A 19,521-nucleotide genomic window follows, 5' to 3' on the forward strand; every position below is an offset into this window, starting at 1 on the left:
CATTTTCACCTGAGTTTGCTTGGTGATTATTCAACAATAAAGCTAGTAGGTAAAATCGTAGATTTTCGCTTGTTTTTATAATAATGAAGTTGACGCAATTGTTCATGAGTATTGAGTCTTCATTGTTACGTTTAAAGGTTAAAATTGAAAAAAGTTTGAGGGGATATGTCATATAAATACCTATTGATAAGTGTTTATATGTTAAGTCACTAAACTTAAGAAAAGCTTAGCGTAAACTGATAATTAGCTTAGATTAAACTTAAAATAGTATAATCAATAATCAATAAGCAGGGAGTCACATGCCAAATTGTTAATCGACTTCATTAAGAACACCGGCAGTCAGCAGCTACGACTGATCATAATATAATGGTAAAGGTAATTTCTTTTTCTGCTGACATAGTTACATCCAAATTGGCCGATATTTTTTCACAATAAGACTTAACAATAGCTAGACCAAGACCATATCTTTCCGCCGATGTACGAGACGAATCTTTTTGCCATAAAGGTTCGAAAAACAAGGCTAGGTCAGCGTCAGAGTAATCATGTTGACAAGCATTAGAAATCTTTATCATGACTTTATTATCATTAGAATATGGTGCAACGATAATCGATATTGGTGTTAAAGCAGGGCTATAGAATAAGGCATTATTGATCACGTTCGACAATATAGTGGTTAACGCAAATTCATTGGTATTGATTTTCGTACATGTCTGATCAAAATTAATATTAATAGACCGATTGTTTTTATTTTCTAATGCTAAGACTGAATTGACTAGCTGCGCTAAGTTCACTTGCTGATTTTCTAGAGCAATATGGGTGTTACTTTTTTGTAATAACAAAATACCATTGACAATATTGCGTAAACGTTCAGTAATCGTAAGGACATCAGTCTTAAAGCTTTCCGATAATTGTTTTTCATGGGGAAACTTTATCGCTACTTCACTTAAGTTTAATAACTCTGCAATTGGCGTTTTTAATTCATGAGCAATATCTGAAGTGATTCTTTTTTCTCTGGAATAGAGCACTTTATTTTCACTGATAAAGTGGTTAATGCCATTGGCAATCGTAATGAGCTCTTCTGGCATGTTACTGGTATTTATCTCGCTGACTTCAGAATTTAAATTGATTTGTTTTAGTTCGCTATTCAGTTGTGCAATGGGCTTTAACCCGCGTTCAACGACATTAGAAACAATGATTCTTACCGCGATAATAGCGGTAATTGAAGTGAATATAAAAATAATATCAACAAACCATAGGATTTGATTTAAACCTTCGGTGCTTATGGCATACGCTAGTTCCATTGACTTTTGGCTTTTGGAAAATTGTGCAACAGTTATGCCGTTATCTTCTCTAACATCGCTATCTATTTGCGGTATAAATTTTGTAAATAGCATTTTTCCTGATCGACCATCAGGTAAAGTAATATCAGTTATTAGTGAGTGATTAGTGCCAAGTTCTACTTTGGGTAACTCATTAATGTCAAAAAGCTCTAGCGTTTTAGACCGTTCAAAGATTTTGTTATCAAGCCATAATTGAAAATATTCAGGGTCATTAACACCAGAAAATTCCGGCATAAATTCATCTGCAAAATCAAAATCAATTTCATGAGTATCTTCGCTCACTAAGGTCGTGAGCAATCCGACTTTATTCACCATTGCACGATCAAATTCGCCACTGATCCAAGTATCGACTGCAATGTCGGTAAGTAAGAAAATGGCAACTAATAATAGTGATACTGAAATTGACAAATAACGGCTTAATTTTTTCTTAATAGAAATCATTTACAGGTCTCAACAAAAATAGCCGAAGCCACGCTTGGTTTTAATAGGCAAGTCATGGCCGAGTAATTTAACTTTTTTTCTCGCTGTCGATAGATGTGCTTCTATTGAGTTCTTCGCAACAGCATCATATTGTCCGGCTAAATATTCACTTAATTTTTCTGGCGATATGACTTTACCTTGGTTGGTAAATAAACACTCAACCAACTTGTATTCATTGGGGGTCAAATTTGCGTCTATGCCATCACAAAATAATTGCTTTAAGTGCAGATCTAATGAAAACAAGCCGATATTAATTTTACTATCACTTACGTTTAAGGAGCCTCTGCGCATTAGGCAAAGTAAGCGGACATGAAGTTCGTCGAATGAAAATGGTTTGGTAAGGTAATCGTCTGCGCCGTTGAGTAAACCTTCAATTTTATCTTCGGTGAGATCGCGAGCAGATAATATTAAAACTCGCAGATCTTTATTGGCTTTTCTGATCGCTTTTAATATCGCTGTGCCATCGACAGAAGGGAGCATTAAATCAAGAATAAGCAGAGAATAGTCGCCCGCTAAGGCCATACTCAGGCCTTCTGAGCCGTCTCCAGTATCATCAACGGTATAGCCTAAGTTTGATAAGCCAATTTTTAAGCTTCTTCGCAGAGATGTTGAATCCTCTATAATTAATACTTTCAAGGGTAACCTGCTTTATAGAAATGTTATTAACCACAAGATACCAGACTAAACTTAAGATTTGCTGATTTTTCACTGAAATTATTGTGCGTATTTAAAATAATATGCTTACAAACTAGCAAGTAAATAACAAATGAAATGGTACTGACTCAAGATGCGAAGCTGTTATCAATATTTTAAAATCAAAGCTTAAAATCAAAGCTTAAAATCAAGGTTCTAAATCAAGGCTATAAAATAGCGCTTTAAACCTGAGCTTTAAACCTGACTTTTAAACATAAGCTAGGAAATATTAGATTAAGAGTATTTTTATGGCGATGAGTATTAAGACAATACCCCCCAGTAATTCAGCTTTACTTTCAAGCCTGGTGCCACTTTTAGCGCCGACATACACGCCGAAGATACTAAAGAAAAAAGTGGTTATACCTATAATGGCACAAGCGATAAGCGGGTTTACATCAAGTAGTGTTAGAGAGAAGCCAGCTGCCATAGCATCTATGCTGGTGGCTATTGCAAGTACTAACATGATTCTGTGGGTGACTTTTGCTATGTCTTCTTCTATGCCATCTGAACATGATTCATAGATCATTTTACCGCCAATTAAGAGTAAAAGGAAAAATGCGACCCAAGGAGCATAAGCTTCTATCCAACCAAAAAGACCTCTACCACCCATATAACCAATTAACGGCATTAAGCCTTGAAAGAAGCCAAAATATAAACCACATGCCATCGCAAGTGAGGCTTTGTTCTGGGTGTTTTTAGAGCCTAATCCTATTGATACAGCAAATGCATCCATACTTAATGCTAACGCAAGAATAACAATTTCAAACATTTTCCAACTTCCAATGACTATAGTATTTTTATAATGAAGATATGCCGCGGTAAATTATTTGATAGTTAATTTAGACGATTAGCGACTATTAATGCCTGTGAGGCACGCTACATTTATTTCGTCATGTTATGACAAAATGGCTGCTATCAAAATTTGGCAAGATACTATAGCTTTGTATATTTGATATCAAGTAGGGAAGATAATTTCACCTGAAATTGTCAGTATATATCGATGAAGGGCCTGATACTTATATCAGATGGAAAAGTATTACATTGAATATAAACAGCAGTTATGCGAACATATTCTGGAATTAACTTATGTTGTTGGTAACTCGTGGCTTCAAACTTCTCTAAAACATTAATGGTATTGCTAATATGTTTGTCCTTTGTGGGTCAAGCAATGGCGTCTACTATTATGTCTTACCATATGATGGGTATGGCTAGTATGAGTGGGATGAAGAGTATGAATAGCCAAGCAGAAGTCGTACTTCAAGATATGCCAATGATGGATCACAGTCATCATAATATGTCTGGCGATTCGGCTACGTCTGCAGACTCAACAGAAGATTGCTGCAATACAATATGTAACTGTTTTACCGGTGGTTGCACAAGTATTGCTGCGTTAATTAAGAACGTCGGTAATAGTCCACTTGTTGATAACGCACCTAAAATACTTTCTTTCTCTCGTTTGGCACTCAGCCAACAGCCTAAATCTCTTTATCGTCCTCCAATATTAAGTTAACTACAGAATAAGTGTGTCCAAAATTTGGCTCATTTATGTTTTATCACTCTGTATTAGGCTTTTTTGAGTTCGTATTTGTAGAAAATACTTATCTAACCTCAATAATAATAACCTAATTAATTAAAAATTTAACATCCAATTGGGTGGGTTATGTTTACAAAAAAATTTACGTTAAAAGTTATTGCTACCTTTGTTGTAGTTTTCTCACTTGCCAGCTGTACTGACGAAAACGCCATTTCTAAAGCTATAGAACCCGTAAAGGCTTTACCACAAACAGTAGAGCTAGCGGTTTATAAAAGTCCTTCCTGCGGTTGCTGTAAAAAATGGATCAGTCATATCAATGAACATGGCTTTGAATCTAAGGCTCACAGCTTTGATGACTTCCCAGACATTAAAGATGAGAAAGGCATACAGCCAAGGTATCGTTCTTGTCATACCGCAATTTCAAAAGATGGTTATGCCTTTGAAGGGCATGTACCAGCAAAGTTTATTCATCAATTTATGCAAGAAACACACAAAGATGATGTTATCGGCTTGTCTGTTCCCGCTATGCCAGTAGGCAGCCCTGGTATGGAAGTTGGTGATAAATTTCAGCCTTATCGGGTCTTATTATTGAAGTTGGATGGTAGCTATGAAATTTATGCCAATGTTCAATCTTATGAGGAACAGTTTTAATGATTAAGCAAAACGATAATAGCAAGCTTGTGCTCAAATTTGGTGCAAGTCTTCTCGCTATTTCTGTTTTTTATGTCAGTGCAGCACAATCACCAGCATTGAATAATAGCGAGGTGTTAACTTTTGAAAAAGCGATTAAAGCCGCGCAAAAAAATGATCCTTGGTTAACGGGAAACATGCATAAGCAACGCGCAATTGAGTCGATGAGTCATGCGGTAAACACATTACCAGATCCTAAAGTGTCTATTAGCTTGGCAAATCTGCCGGTAAATGGTTTTGACTTTGGTCAAGAGGGCATGACACAGGCTAAAGTGGGTATTTCACAAATGTTTCCTCGTGGCGATAGCTTAGGCATTAAAAGCCAGCAGCTAAAAATTCAAAGTGAGGCGTTTCCCTTTCAAAGAAAAGACCGAGAATCAAAAGTTGCGGTGACGGTAGGCAGTTTATGGTTAGACGCTTATCGAGTTCAGCAAAGTATTGCCTTGATTGAAAAAAATAGATCGCTATTTTTGCAACTTGTCGATGTCGCCGAAGTGAGTTATTCATCGGCTTTAGGGAAAACTCGTCAGCAAGATATTGTCAGAGCACAGCTTGAATTAACCCGTTTAGAAGACAGATTAAGCCTGTTAGCTCAACAGCAAAACCGCTATGAAGGCATGCTTTCTCAATGGTTGACTACATTATCTAGTGAAAACACTTCTCAAGACGAAGCTATTTTAGCATCAGACTTTTTTTTGCATAACCTAGTACTTAGTCAGCAGCTTCCTGAAATAGAACTGTTAAATAATGATTTAGTGGCAAAAAATATCTGGCTCAAACCGATGGAATTGGTGCAGTACTTTGCTAGTCATCCTGCAGTTTTGGCGGTAGATAAACAAATAAACGCCACTAAAACAGGCATTAATTTGGCGCAGCAAAAATACAAGCCAGAATGGGGCGTAAACGCAAGTTATGGTTATCGCAGCGATGATGCAATGGGAAGTAGCAGAGCCGACTTATTCTCTGTTGGGGTAACTTTCGATGTGCCACTGTTTACCGAGAATAGGCAAGATAATGAGCTTAAATCAGCCATATCAGAAACAGAAGCGGTGAAAACAGGAAAGATATTATTACTCAGAGAGTTACTGGGCGCTTACTCAAGTGCTAAAGGCAGATTACTGCGTTTAAAAGAACGACAAAGCCTTTATAGCACAAGATTGCTGCCGCAAATTCATGACCAAGCAGAAGCTTCTTTATCAGCTTATACCAACGACGATGGCGACTTTTCTGAAGTTGTTCGCTCACGTATTGCCGTTCTCAATACCGAAATAGACGAGTTAACGCTCAATGTTGAAGAGCAAAAAATACGTTTAGAATTAAATTATCTGTTTATCGGCAGCCTCAATACTGCAAATACACCAAACAATATGCATATAAGCAATAGCACGCAAGCGGCTGTTGTTTCAGGAAATAAATAATGAGCACAAACACGTCCAATAAATACATAAAGCCATTAATTGTCGGTATGGCGCTAGGTTCAATATTCACTTTTGGAGCATATACTTTTCTGGCGCCAGTTGAGTCTAGTCAAACAGCGACTGCTGAAGTAGAAGAAAAACCACTCTATTGGGTTGCTCCCATGGATGCTAATTATAGAAGAGATAAAGCGGGTAAATCACCCATGGGTATGGACTTAGTACCGGTTTATGATGACGGTGGCAAAGGACCAGATGAAGGCCCAGGCACCATTCGTATTTCTCCTGATGTGGTTAATAACTTAGGAGTAAGAACGGTTATAGCACGTTATAAACCACTGCACTTTGAAATCAACACCGTTGGCTATGTCGCTTTTGACGAAGATAAACTTGTACATATACATCCACGTGTAGAGGGTTGGGTAGAGAAGCTATATGTTAAAGCCGTAGGTGATACGGTTAAGAAGAATCAAGCGCTTTACGATATATATTCTCCAGAGCTAGTCAATGCTCAAGAAGAGTTGCTACTGGCGTTAAGCCGTAATAATCGTCAGTTAATCAATGCTGCCGAAAACAGGTTAAAGGCTTTGCAGCTGCCGAGCTCGGCTATCGAAAAATTGATTAAAACTAAGCAAGTTCAACAAAGAATTACCTTTTATGCGCCACAAAATGGTGTGGTAGAAAGCTTAAATATACGCGAAGGTTTTTTTGTTCAGCCAGGTACAACGCTATTGTCAATTGGTGACCTGTCACAAGTTTGGCTTGAAACAGAAGTCTTTGAACGACAAGCTAACCAAATAAACAAGGGTACACCGCTTACCATGAGCTTAGATTATTTGCCCGGAAAAACATGGCAAGGACAAGTAGATTTTATCTACCCAACGCTTGATGCTAAAACTCGCACAGTAAAAGTGCGCTCACGTTTTAGTAATGACGATGGCGAGCTTAAGCCTAATATGTTCGCACAAATAGCCATTCATACCTCGAATGATCAACAAGCGCTACTGATCCCAACTGAAGCATTGATCAGAACAGGCAAACAAGACCGCGTTGTGCTGGCATTAGGTGAGGGTAGCTTTAAATCTATCGCCGTAACCGTTGGCCGATATGACAGCGAAAGTGTTGAAATACTTACCGGACTTAACGATGGCGATAAAGTGGTGAGTTCGGCGCAATTTTTATTGGATTCAGAGTCGAGCAAATCATCTGATTTTAAACGCATGCACAGTAATGAATCAGGTGATGAGCAATTAGCACTGGTATCGGTTTGGGTAGAAGCTGAAATAGAAAGCTTAATGGCAGGGCATAATATGTTAACACTTTCGCATGCAGCCATTCCTGAATGGAGTTGGCCTGAAATGGTGATGGACTTTATTGCTATTGATACTATTGACTTTTCTCTGCTTAAAGTCGGCTTAAGTCTTCATGTTGAAGTCAGTAAAACTGCTGAAGGCGATTACATCATCACTAATATTCACATTCCTGATAGCCGTTCAGTAGCAATGGATATGCCGCAAGATGAGAAAGTCAGCACGGCAACAGTAACAGGCATAATTAATTCACTTATGGTTGACCATGGCATGATTAATATCAGTCGTTCAGCGATAGAGAAGTGGAATAGACCCGCTGCAACGGTAGATTTTATTACTGATGAAAAGGTAAGTTTAGCTAATTTCAACAAAGGCATGGAGGTGACATTTACTTTCGAAATACGTGATGGAAATTTCATTATTACTGACATCTCGCCATTGTTAGCGAGCGATAAATCCAGTGTTGAATCTTCTGTTGAAGAAGCGCCTGTTGACCACTCAAACCACTAATTAGGAGTAAATAAAATATGATTACTGCTATTATTCGTTGGTCGATTGGTAACCGTTTCTTTGTTTTGCTAGCAACCATGCTGCTTGTTGGTGCGGGTTTATACTCAGTGAGTAAAACCCCGATTGATGCACTACCTGATCTTTCAGACGTGCAAGTAATAATTAAAACAAGCTACCCAGGCCAAGCGCCACAAGTAGTTGAAGACCAAGTAACTTACCCGCTAACCACTGCCATGTTGTCAGTGCCCGGCGCTGTTACCGTGCGCGGTTTTTCATTCTTTGGCGATTCCTATGTTTACGTTATTTTCGATGAAGATACCGACCTTTACTGGGCACGTTCTCGGGTACTTGAATATTTAAGCCAAGTTGCGCCCAACTTACCCAGTGATGCACGGCCGCAATTAGGGCCTGACGCTACGGGGGTTGGTTGGGTATATTTATATGCGCTTACTGATACCACAGGCCAACATGATTTGAGCCAATTGCGCAGTATTCAAGACTGGTTTTTAAAATTTGAGTTACAAACTGTCCCTGGGGTATCTGAAGTTGCTGCGCTCGGCGGCATGGTTAAGCAATATCAAGTGAAGGTTGATCCAGAAAAACTTCGTGCCTATGGTATTCCACTTTCACTTATCCAAACTGCCATTAAACAAGGTAATCAAGAAATTGGTGCTTCAGTGGTTGAAATGGCTGAAGCAGAATATATGGTCAGAGCCACAGGCTATATAACCGGTGTTGACGATCTACAAAATATTCCTCTGGGTGTAAACCAAAATGGTACGCCGTTACTGTTAAAAGATGTGGCAGATATTGGTACTGGCCCGCAAATGCGCAGGGGTATTGCTGAGCTTAATGGTGAAGGCGAAACGGTTGGTGGTATTGTTGTTATGCGTTTTGGTGAAAACGCTCAGCAAGTGATCAACGGCGTAAAAGCTAAGCTTGAACAGCTTAAAAAAGGCCTACCAGACGGCGTAGAAATAGTGCCGGTTTATGACCGTTCTGCACTAATAGAGCGAGCTGTCGATAACTTGGCTTTTAAGTTATTAGAAGAGTTTGGTGTCGTTGCCTTAGTGTGTATTATTTTCTTATTTCATGTTCGCTCTTCTTTAGTGGCGATTATCAGTTTACCTGTCGGAATTTTAACGGCATTTATTATCATGCATCTACAAGGTCTTAACGCCAATATTATGTCTTTAGGCGGTATTGCTATTGCGATTGGCGCGATGATCGATGGTGCTATTGTCATGATAGAAAACATGCACAAGCATATGGAAAAGCTTACGGCTCAAGGGAAAACACTAACCAATGAAAATCGCTGGCAAATAGTGGTTGAGTCAGCCAGTGAAGTAGGCCCCGCATTATTCTTTAGTTTATTAATTATAACCGTCAGCTTTGTACCGGTATTTACCTTAGAAGCACAAGAAGGGCGTATGTTTGCCCCGCTAGCTTTTACTAAAACTTATGCTATGGCGGCATCTGCGGCATTAGCCATAACCTTAGTACCGGTATTAATGGGCTATTTTATTCGCGGTAAAGTACTGTCTGAGCATAAAAATCCGGTTAATAGATTTTTGACCTTTATCTACATGCCAGCGCTTAAAACTGTGTTGAATTTCCCTAAAATAACATTACTAGCAGCATTAATCGTATTGGGCATTGGTATATATCCCATTAATAAAATTGGTAGTGAGTTTATACCCCCGCTCGATGAAGGCGATCTAATGTATATGCCAACAACCTATCCGGGTATATCGATTGGTCAGGCTCGTCAATTGCTACAACAAACGGACAAACTGATTAAAACAGTGCCAGAAGTAAAAACGGTATTTGGTAAAATTGGGCGTGCTGAAACTGCAACCGATCCAGCACCTTTAACTATGATAGAAACCTTTATTCAGTTTAAGCCCCATGACCAATGGCGCGAAGGGGTAACACCTGAAAGCTTAAAACAAGAACTCGACGCTTTGGTGAAACTCCCAGGGGTGACTAATGCTTGGGTTATGCCGATAAAAACCCGCATTGATATGCTAGCTACAGGGATAAAAACCCCCGTTGGCATAAAAGTAGCGGGGCCTGATTTATCGGTTATTCAAGATATTGGTCAACAGTTAGAAGTGATATTAAAAGACGTACCTGGTACAGCATCAGTTTATTCAGAACGTGTGGCGGGTGGTCGCTATATCAAAGTGGACATTCAGCGGGCGAAAGCAGCTCGTTATGGTTTGAATATCGCTGAAATTCAACAAGTAGTGGCAACTGCTGTTGGCGGTATGAATGTCACGCAAACCGTTGAGCGTTTAGAGCGTTATCCGGTCAACGTGCGCTACCCACAAGACTATCGTGACTCTCCGGAGCAGTTATCATTACTACCCATAGTTACGCCAAATGGCCAACGTATTGCCTTAGGTGATGTTGCTCATATATATATAGAAGATGGTCCTCCAGGTATTAAGTCTGAAAATGCTCGTTTAAATGGTTGGGCTTTTGTTGATATTGAAGGTGTAGATGTTGGCAATTATGTTGAAGCCGCCCAGAAAGTGGTAACAGAGCAATTAGTGCTACCGGCAGGTTACTCAGTTACTTGGGCCGGCCAATACGAATATATGCAGCGCGCAAAAGTGAAACTCGCCTATGTAGTGCCATTAACCTTATTTATTATCGTCATTTTACTTTACCTTAACTTTCGAAATGTTATTGAAGTGGCGATGATCATGGGTACTCTGCCGCTAGCGATGGTGGGTAGTATTTGGTTAATGTATTTAGAAGGCTTTAACTTCTCAGTGGCGGTGGGGGTTGGTTTTATTGCACTGGCAGGCGTGGCGGTAGAAATTGGCGTTATTATGCTGGTGTATTTAAACCAAGCTTATAACGCCATGCTAGATGAACATCGCTTAAAAGCTATTGCCACCACCAAAGAAGACTTATTTCAGGCCGTACTACATGGTGCGGGTATGCGTGTGCGCCCGGTGATGATGACAGCAGCAGCAATCATTGTTGGTTTGCTGCCTATTTTATATGGCACGGGTACAGGTTCTGAAGTCATGAGCCGCATTGCAGCCCCTATGGTTGGGGGCATGATGAGCGCGGTGATATTAACTTTGCTAGTTTTACCGGCATTATTTTATTTATGGCGTTCGTCATCGATAAAAGAACTTAACTAAACTCTCACTTAACTGTGGGCATGATTTAAGGACTAACTTGAGCGCAAATTTTATCGATGAGCGCTCAATACTATGCACATATCTACTGATGCAGACATAAAGTGTAAAAGCTGACTTTAGAAAAGTAGCAGAATAAGTAGCTATAAATATCAGCTATAAAAATTAGCTATAAATATTAACAACGAATATTAACTATAAATATTATAAAAGAGACAAATATGAAGATAATTAAAAGTATTTTAATAGCGACTTTACTGTTGAATATATCAATGAGCTTTAACTTACACGCTCATAATAACGAGAAAAATTCAGTTAAAACTGAAGCCAAATTTTCTGCAAAAGAAACTGCAGCGGGTAAGGTCATTACTCAATTTCATCAAGCGCTAAAATCAGGCGACAAACTAACAGCTAGAGCGCTATTAGCTGACGATGTATTGATTTTTGAAGGTGGAGGTATAGAAAAATCAGCTGATGAATATGCCCAGCATCATATGCTTTCAGATATGAAATATCTGGCAGAAATTAACACCGAAGTAGTCGATTATAATATCAAAGTTATGGGTGATATTGCTTACGCTATGTCGAAAAGTAAATCTACGGGTCAATACAAAGGTAAAAGCATTAATAATGAAGGTATGGAAACCATGGTGCTACAAAAAGAAGCAGGAAAATGGAAAATTGTTCATATTCATTGGTCAAATTAAGTTTACTTATTAATAGGATAAAAAAATGAATAAATATATTACGGCAATCTTAGTGCTAATGGTAAGTTTTTTCTCAATAGCTCATGGTGATGAAAACCATGATAATAAGGATGAAAAGGCGATCGTCGATATCATCAGCAGCATTAAATATGGTTGGGAAAACGGTGATGGCACACCTTTTAGAGAAAACTTTCTTGATGTTAAAGGTGCTCGATATGTTGAGAGTGGTGGTCAAAATGCGGGATTAAACTCTTTAGTTGAGCACCATGTTGAACCAGAAAAAGATGCATTAGAGTACTTAACGCTAGATTTTAGTGAAATTGAAGTTCACTTTGAAGGTGAAGCCAAAAATTTTGCATGGGTAATTGCCGATACGCGTGTTAAAGGTAAGGTTAATAAAAGTGGTAAAGTATTCGACAAAAGTGGTTACCAAACATTTCTGTTGAGAAAAATTGATGGTTTTTGGAAGGTAGTTCACAGCCATTCATCAAGTCGTGATTACAAGCCCAAAAAAGTCCATAAGCATTAATGCTTGTAGACTTTTCCAGAGACACATATAGCGGTTGAGTATTAATTTTAGCCGCTTTACTTTTTTAAAGTTCAACCTAACATTTTATTTGTAGATATGACTTTAAACACTCTTATATCTACATTATTTAGCTATATTCTTCAGGCTTATTTAATTTAAAGTGCGATATAAGTAACTTATGAAAATTGTTTATTTTGGGAATAACTTATTCTCCTCATGCTTAAAATATTTGATTGATGAAGGTCATCAAATACTCAGAGTATATAAAAATAGCTTCTCATACGACTCATCTATTATTGATAAGTTGTGTGAGAACAATTGTATTCCTTTACATAGTCATAAGCCTAGCTTAAGTGAGTTAAACCAATTAATTACACTGGGTGCACAAATGTTTATTGTGGCTGAATATTCTTATTTAGTCCCTGTTACTCAGGTGAAATATGCTTTAAATATACACCCAACATTATTGCCCGAAGGTAGGGGACCGTCGTCTTTATCTTACCTTATAAAAATGCCTGAGTTTTCAGGGATCACAATACATAAAATAACTGAAGACTTTGACTCTGGAGATATAATTTTACAGGCCAAAGTCCCGCAATCGATTAATGAAAGTTTTACGACGTTAATGATAAAAATGCATCTTGAATCTGCAAAGCTATTGCAGTGTTTTTTTGAGGATATTGACAAATGGTATCAGTCTGCGCGTCCGCAAGTTAATTACTCTTATTGGCCCAGAATTGATGTGTCAGAGCGAGTTTTGGATTGGAATTCATCCATTAAAGATATCGAAAAACAAATAAAATTCTTTGGTCATATAGGGTTGATTGTAAAATTAGAGCAAGATTTATGGGTGACCTCTCATATAGAAACAATCGATTATCAGCATACTTCAAAGGCTGGGCATGTCGCGTTTGAAAATGACAGTTTACTGGCTGTTCATGCTTCAGATGGCATTGTTTGTATACATAAGTCATCACTGTCTTTGATGCCTTCGGGCTGAAATTACTTTATTCACTTGACCTGTGTCTTAGACCTAGGTGTAAAGTGAGCTTAGGTATTAATAAACAATTTTTGCATTATCGAAAAGAGGATTTATGTCATGAGAGTAACCGAATTAGCTAATGCGCTGAATACAACGCCAGATACAGTGCGTTATTACACTAAAATTGAGTTTATTACACCCAGAAAAAATCCTGATAATGGTTATAAAATTTATGGTAAAAGTGCTCAGAACAGACTTAATTTCATATTAAGTGCTAGGCAATTAAACTTTTCAGTAGCAGAAATAAAAAATATTTTGATTGAATCTGATAAAGGACATGCACCATGCCCTTTGGTTAGAGAAACGATTGAACATCATTTAGCGGAAACCGAAAAGCAGTTTCAAGCAGCACTACTATTACGTGAAAAGTTAAGAAGCGCTATTAAAGATTGGCAAAATAAACCTGATAAAGCACCTACAGGGCACATGATTTGTCACCTCATTGAAGGTGATAGTGGTGACGAGAATATAGTCCAGAATATGGGCGAGAATATAGTCGAAAATAAAGGTGATAGTCAATACGGTAGCGCAGATCAAATGAACCGAGGAGATAAAGATGAATAAATTAACCGGCAACAAGCCCAGCGATAATACTCAAGAGTTGATTATTGAAGGTGCGGGTTGTGCAAGTTGCGTTGGTAAAATTGAAACAGCGTTAAAAAATATTAATGGCGTAGACAATGCTGAAATGAACTTTGCTTTACGCACAGTCACAATCAGTGGCGATGTTGCCGTAGAAGTGCTGATCAAGGCGATTGAAACTATTGGTTACAACGCAAGAAGTGCCAGTGACAGTAGCGATGATGAATTACTTGATGAGAAAGAAGTTGCTGATCAAAAATACTACAGCAGTTTAATGAAGCAAATGTGGATTGCTTTAGGCTTAGGTATACCCTTAATGATATATAGCCTTTTTGGCGGCCCGATGACCGTTGAAACATCGTTAGAGCGCGGTGTTTGGTTATTTATTGGCATATTATGTGCCGCCATTATGTATTTTGCAGGTAAACATTTTTACATTGGCGCATGGAAGTCCTTGGTTAATCACACAGCAAACATGGATACCTTAATTGCATTAGGTACAGGCACCGCTTGGATTTATTCCATGATAGTAGTGTTCTTTCCTATGGCGTTGCCAGAAATGGCGCGACATGTATATTTTGAAGCGACAGCCATGATTATCGGTTTAATCAACTTAGGCTTAGCGCTTGAGGTCAAAGCAAGAGGGAAAACCAGTGAAGCCATAAAGCGTTTAATTGGTCTACAAGCTAAAACTGCCCGGGTTGTGCGTGACAATAAAGAAATTGATATCGCTATTGAGCAAGTATTACTTAACGACATAGTACGCGTAAGACCAGGTGAAAAAGTGCCAGTCGACGGTGTTGTAACGCAAGGTAATACCTCAATTGATGAGTCGATGTTAACAGGTGAACCAATGCCTGTTGTAAAAGCACAAGGTGATGAAATTGTTGCGGGCACGTTAAATAAGTCAGGTTCAATTTTATTTAAAGCTACTCGCGTCGGCAAAGACACCGCGATAGCGCAAATTATTAACATGGTTAAAAGAGCACAAAATTCTAAGCCGCCTATTGGTCGTTTAGCTGACATTATTTCAGCTTATTTTGTGCCAGTTGTGATGATTATTTCAATTGTAAGCGCATTAGTGTGGCTTAATTTTGGTCCTGATCCTGTACTCGCTTTTGCCGTTGTTTCAGCGACAACTGTGTTGATAATTGCTTGTCCGTGTGCGCTTGGTTTAGCAACGCCTATGTCTGTAATGGTGGGAGTAGGTAAAGCGGCTGAAGCAGGGGTGTTGATCCGTAATGGTGAAGCTTTACAAAGCGCTTCAAAAATTACCGCCATGATTTTAGATAAAACAGGCACAATTACTGAGGGTGCGCCGAAAGTAACAGATATCATTGTTGCCGACGAAAGCTACACAGAGCAATATATCTTAACTGTTGCCAGTAGTATTGAAAGCGGTTCAGAACATCCGCTTGCTCAAGCTATTGTTGATTCAGCTACTGAACAAAACATTGCAATTGAAAATACAACGGACTTTCAAGCTATTGCCGGTCATGGTGTAGCAGCCAACTTAAACGGTCAGAACATCCTGTTTGGTAACCAAAAGCTGATGTTAAAAAATGGTATTGCGTTAAACGGTTTTGTTACTAAAGCACAACAACTTGCCTATAAAGCTAAAACCCCTATGTATTTAGCGATAGATAATAAACTCGCGGCAATTATCGCCGTCTCTGATCCCATTAAAAAAGATTCAATTGCCGCGATTAAAAGGCTTCAAGCAATTGGTATTCGTGTTGTTATGCTTACTGGTGATAACCGAGCGACGGCAAATGCTGTGGCAAAACAGGTTGGTATTAAAGAAGTTTTTGCTGACGTACTGCCCCAAGAAAAATCTAATAAGGTTGCCGAGCTGCAAGCACAAGGTGAAATTGTTGGTATGACAGGCGACGGTATTAATGATGCGCCGGCTTTAGCGCTAGCTAATGTTGGTTTTGCCATTGGAACAGGTACTGACGTTGCTATCGAAAGTGCCGACATTACGTTAATGCGAGGTTCATTACATGGTTTGGCCGATGCTATTGCGGTGAGTAAAGCGACATTGCGTAATATAAAACAAAACTTATTTGGCGCCTTTATTTATAACGTGGCAGGTATACCTTTTGCCGCTGGCATTTTATATCCATTGTTTGGTCTGATGTTAAACCCGGTTGTTGCTGGTGCTGCAATGGCATTTTCATCTTTAACCGTGGTGAGCAATGCCAATCGCTTACGCTTGTTCAAACCACAAGATCATTAATAAGAGGAGTTCAATATGTTATTAATCAATGTAATGGGTTTAGGTTTAATTGTTTTAATTATTTGGTGGTTCTGGATATATAAACCACAATCGACTCAAGTGAGTGATGAAACTGACAAAAGTGAAATAACGGTCTTCGTTGAAAATGGTACATATCAACCGGCATATATTTCATTGCTTGAGAATAAACCACTGAAGATTAAATTCATTCGCAAAGATGAAAGTCCTTGCGCGGCGACTGTGATATTTCCTGACTTAGAAATAAGTGCAGATTTACCGATAAACAAAGAGTTTTCAGTGCAATTACCCGCGATGAAAAAAGGTGAGTATGCCTTTCACTGTCAAATGAAAATGTATAGCGGTAAGGTTGTTGTTAAATAAGACCAGGGTCATAAATTAGTTGAATTTAATTAATTACATTACTAATAAGATAGCTTACAATTGATAATAGTTATCATTACGCAATGTTGTTAAGGTTATTTAACATGAATAAAAGCGCTACCCACTTTTGTTGTCCATATAGCTTTTCTGTAAAAGCTCAACAAAAACTACTCAGCATATTCACAGTAATTTTTCTGTCGTTTACTTTGTTTTCTCAACAGGTTTTCGCGCAGACTAATGACACAGCTCAGCTAAGGCAATTAGCCCAATTGGCAGAATATATTGGTGTTGACTATGCTGCAGCAGTAGAAAATGGCCAGGTAGTTGATGCGGGTGAATATCAAGAAATGCTTGAGTTCTCAGCCATCATTATTGACAGGGTTTCTAGTCAAGTTGGCCCAGATCAAAAAGCGGCAATATATCGTCAATCAGTCGCGTTGGAACAGGCGATTAAAGACAAGTCGTCAGTGAGTAGTATACGTCAAATAAGTGCTGAAATTCGTGGTCAGCTATTAGCTATTTTACCCGAGTCACTTTTACCAACACGTTTATTGTCAGCACAAAATACCCAAGCACTATTTCAAGAAAACTGTTCAAGTTGTCACGGCGCTATGGGTAAAGGTGACGGTGTTTTAGCACAGGGGTTAACGCCAGAGCCAACAAATTTTACCGATAAAGAACGTGCAATTAATCGATCATTATTAGGCTTGTTCGACGCTATCTCTAATGGCTTAGATGATACGGCTATGCCCGCATTTACGCAGTTAAAAGAACAGCAGCGTTGGTCATTAGCCTTTTATGTCGGTGGCCTTGCTTTTAAATCACCAAATAGTGCAGCCGAACGACCTAAAGATATTGATTTACAAAATTGGATTAACTTTAATCCAACACAATTGCTTAATGGTGATGCCAATATAGATGCTGATTTTATTGAAACCTATAGAGCTACCCCAACATTATTATTTAACAAACAACAAAGCCCGGTAAATACCGCAAAAAGCCAATTAAGTGCGGCTTTAGATGCCTATCATAAGCAAGATTATGAAAAAGCCAATACGCTTGCGGTTAGTGCTTATCTTGATGGTTTTGAATTAATAGAAAATAGCTTAGACGCTAGAGATGAAGCGTTACGAAAACGTATTGAAGTTAACCTGATCAATCTAAGGCAAGTGATTAATGTTGCTGGCGAAGAAGTGCAATTATCGCAATTATCAGCAGAAATATTTAATCAGCTAGATGAAGCCGAACAATTATTAACGGGCGCTGCTTTATCAAGTGGTGCATTATTTACCGCAAGTTTAGTCATTTTGCTACGCGAAGGACTTGAAGCGTTATTAGTTGTAATTGCCCTAATGACAGTACTGATTAGAACCAATCGACAAGATGCCCTTAAATATGTCCATATGGGGTGGTTGTTAGCATTATTAGCTGGCGTGGCTACTTGGGCCGTTGCGCAATCTATTATCGACATTAGTGGCGCAAGTCGTGAGGTGATGGAAGGGGTTGCCGCTTTATTAGCCGCAATTATGCTGTTATATGTTGGTATATGGATGCACAGTAAAACTAATGCTGAGCAGTGGCAGACTTACATTCAAAAACACATTAATACGCAATTACGCTCTGGTACATTATGGGGGCTGACCTTGCTTTCATTTATTGCGGTATATCGTGAAGTATTTGAAACTGTTTTGTTTTACCAATCACTATTAACACAAGCATCAACGGGTCAATATTCAGCTGCTATTACAGGCTTTATGGCTGGGGTAGTTATTTTAGCGATAGTCGCTTGGGCTATTTTAAAATATTCGATTAAACTGCCGATTGCGCGTTTTTTCTCTATGACGACTTATTTATTACTCGCGTTAGCCTTTATTTTAATGGGCAAAGCAATAACCGCTTTACAAGAAGCCGCCGTAATCAGTATTTCTGCTTTACCGGTTCATGTTGATTTGCCATGGATTGGTGTTGGTTCTACTTGGCAGGGTGCACTTGCCCAAATCGCGGTTATTTTGTCTTTTGCTTTTTACCGCATATCGAGCAAGCAAAAATCTGTAATGGTTAAGTAAAAATAGCGCTTATTTGCTATTTTATGGTTAAGTAACTGATTAAATAATATTAATCAGTTACTTAATTGTGAGCGTCTGCCCAATAGCACATTATATTTAGTCGCTTTTCACCTTACAGTTGTTTCAATTTAATTTTGGAGTAACTTATGACACACAAAGTATTTAATGATTGCCAGTACCCCGTTGATAAAACAAACACCTTTGGTTTAGCTAAACCGCCATGTAATCGCTTGACTTACTTACATCAGGCATCCCTTTGTACGCACAGCGAAATGGACCTCACACAACGTGATGAAGGCAGCGTCATCCAAGGCCACATTATTTCCCTTCACACGATACAGCTGATAAATCAGCTCATGCAAAACATAAAACTCATCATGCCACTTGCTGATTTACCGCTACTTTGTAGTACATCACAGGCCATTATGGATAAGTTACTTAGCGGGTTATCCCAATGAAAATGTTTGTTGATGTGCCAGAGGTCTATCTTTATCGTAACGTCGTTGATTTTAGAAAATCTATCAATGGCTTAGTCATGATTGTTGAACAACAAATGCAAGTATCACCGCTAACCGGCAGCGTCTTTGTGTTTTGCAATAAAGGGCGAGATAAACTTAAGGTGTTGTATTGGGATAAAACCGGTTTTGCTTTGTGGTATAAACGGCTTGAAAAAGACAAGTTTAAATGGCCCAATAAACTTACTTCAACATCACTTGATTTATCTGAGCAGCAATTGCATTGGCTGTTTAACGGCTTTGATGTGCTGGGACATCAAGCTATTCGTTATGACACGGTTGCCTTATAACATGTGATCATAAGCAGCATTTATTGATCACGAAATAATC

General features: G+C 38.6%; 17 protein-coding genes. 14 read left to right on the plus strand and 3 right to left on the minus strand.

What is annotated here, in order from left to right; translation table 11 throughout:
• Window positions 1-356: 356 nt before the first annotated feature.
• The 3 genes from A3Q33_RS16520 to A3Q33_RS16530 all read right to left on the minus strand — a co-directional run bounded on the left by A3Q33_RS16520 (window position 357) and on the right by A3Q33_RS16530 (window position 3,282).
• Entirely contained in the window at window positions 357-1,781 is a 1,425-nt protein-coding gene (locus tag A3Q33_RS16520; RefSeq protein ID WP_081180900.1) for a sensor histidine kinase, read from the minus strand.
• Window positions 1,782-1,790: 9 nt separating this feature from the next.
• Window positions 1,791-2,456, minus strand: coding sequence for a response regulator transcription factor (locus tag A3Q33_RS16525; RefSeq protein ID WP_081180901.1), 666 nt, complete (start codon window positions 2,454-2,456; stop codon window positions 1,791-1,793).
• A 286-nt stretch (window positions 2,457-2,742) separates the two neighbouring features.
• The gene (locus A3Q33_RS16530; RefSeq protein WP_081180902.1) at window positions 2,743-3,282 is read right to left on the minus strand and encodes a manganese efflux pump MntP; all 540 of its coding nucleotides are present in this window, start codon (window positions 3,280-3,282) and stop codon (window positions 2,743-2,745) included.
• A 399-nt stretch (window positions 3,283-3,681) separates the two neighbouring features.
• Between A3Q33_RS16530 and A3Q33_RS16535 the strand changes: the two genes are divergently transcribed.
• The 14 genes from A3Q33_RS16535 to tnpB all read left to right on the plus strand — a co-directional run bounded on the left by A3Q33_RS16535 (window position 3,682) and on the right by tnpB (window position 19,481).
• Entirely contained in the window at window positions 3,682-4,023 is a 342-nt protein-coding gene (locus tag A3Q33_RS16535) for a hypothetical protein (RefSeq protein WP_231295714.1), read from the plus strand.
• A gap of 150 nt (window positions 4,024-4,173) precedes the next feature.
• Window positions 4,174-4,698, plus strand: coding sequence for a DUF411 domain-containing protein (locus A3Q33_RS16540; RefSeq protein WP_081180903.1), 525 nt, complete (start codon window positions 4,174-4,176; stop codon window positions 4,696-4,698).
• Window positions 4,698-6,155, plus strand: a complete 1,458-nt coding sequence (locus tag A3Q33_RS16545; protein WP_081180904.1) for a TolC family protein — start codon at window positions 4,698-4,700, stop codon at window positions 6,153-6,155. The genes A3Q33_RS16540 and A3Q33_RS16545 overlap by 1 nt, the downstream gene beginning before the upstream one ends.
• The gene (locus tag A3Q33_RS16550) at window positions 6,155-7,972 is read left to right on the plus strand and encodes an efflux RND transporter periplasmic adaptor subunit (RefSeq protein ID WP_081180905.1); all 1,818 of its coding nucleotides are present in this window, start codon (window positions 6,155-6,157) and stop codon (window positions 7,970-7,972) included. Before A3Q33_RS16545 ends, A3Q33_RS16550 begins: the two co-directional genes overlap by 1 nt.
• Window positions 7,973-7,989: 17 nt before the next feature.
• Complete coding sequence (locus tag A3Q33_RS16555; protein ID WP_081180906.1) at window positions 7,990-11,133, plus strand: efflux RND transporter permease subunit; 3,144 nt, start codon at window positions 7,990-7,992, stop codon at window positions 11,131-11,133.
• Between the two features lie 218 nt (window positions 11,134-11,351).
• On the plus strand, window positions 11,352-11,837 hold the full coding sequence (locus tag A3Q33_RS16560) for a YybH family protein (protein WP_081180907.1): 486 nt from the start codon (window positions 11,352-11,354) through the stop codon (window positions 11,835-11,837).
• Window positions 11,838-11,862: 25 nt separating this feature from the next.
• On the plus strand, window positions 11,863-12,366 hold the full coding sequence (locus A3Q33_RS16565; RefSeq protein WP_081180908.1) for a YybH family protein: 504 nt from the start codon (window positions 11,863-11,865) through the stop codon (window positions 12,364-12,366).
• A gap of 178 nt (window positions 12,367-12,544) precedes the next feature.
• Window positions 12,545-13,366, plus strand: coding sequence for a formyltransferase family protein (locus tag A3Q33_RS16570; RefSeq protein WP_081180909.1), 822 nt, complete (start codon window positions 12,545-12,547; stop codon window positions 13,364-13,366).
• Window positions 13,367-13,465: 99 nt separating this feature from the next.
• Entirely contained in the window at window positions 13,466-13,972 is a 507-nt protein-coding gene (locus A3Q33_RS16575; protein ID WP_081180910.1) for a MerR family transcriptional regulator, read from the plus strand.
• Entirely contained in the window at window positions 13,965-16,229 is a 2,265-nt protein-coding gene (locus A3Q33_RS16580) for a heavy metal translocating P-type ATPase (RefSeq protein ID WP_081180911.1), read from the plus strand. The genes A3Q33_RS16575 and A3Q33_RS16580 overlap by 8 nt, the downstream gene beginning before the upstream one ends.
• 15 nt (window positions 16,230-16,244) lie before the next feature.
• Window positions 16,245-16,610 (plus strand): cupredoxin domain-containing protein, encoded by a 366-nt coding sequence (locus tag A3Q33_RS16585; protein WP_081180912.1) that lies wholly within the window; start codon window positions 16,245-16,247, stop codon window positions 16,608-16,610.
• A gap of 104 nt (window positions 16,611-16,714) precedes the next feature.
• Window positions 16,715-18,676 (plus strand): cytochrome c/FTR1 family iron permease, encoded by a 1,962-nt coding sequence (locus tag A3Q33_RS16590; protein WP_081180913.1) that lies wholly within the window; start codon window positions 16,715-16,717, stop codon window positions 18,674-18,676.
• A 146-nt stretch (window positions 18,677-18,822) separates the two neighbouring features.
• Window positions 18,823-19,134 carry a hypothetical protein gene (locus A3Q33_RS16595; protein WP_081177983.1) on the plus strand — a complete coding sequence of 104 codons (312 nt, stop codon included), beginning with the start codon at window positions 18,823-18,825 and terminating at the stop codon, window positions 19,132-19,134.
• Window positions 19,131-19,481, plus strand: coding sequence for an IS66 family insertion sequence element accessory protein TnpB (gene tnpB, locus A3Q33_RS16600; protein ID WP_081177981.1), 351 nt, complete (start codon window positions 19,131-19,133; stop codon window positions 19,479-19,481). Before A3Q33_RS16595 ends, tnpB begins: the two co-directional genes overlap by 4 nt.
• Window positions 19,482-19,521 lie beyond the last annotated feature (40 nt).

Origin of the sequence: Colwellia sp. PAMC 21821 (assembly GCF_002077175.1) — a bacterium.
In the GTDB taxonomy this organism is placed as follows: domain Bacteria; phylum Pseudomonadota; class Gammaproteobacteria; order Enterobacterales; family Alteromonadaceae; genus Cognaticolwellia.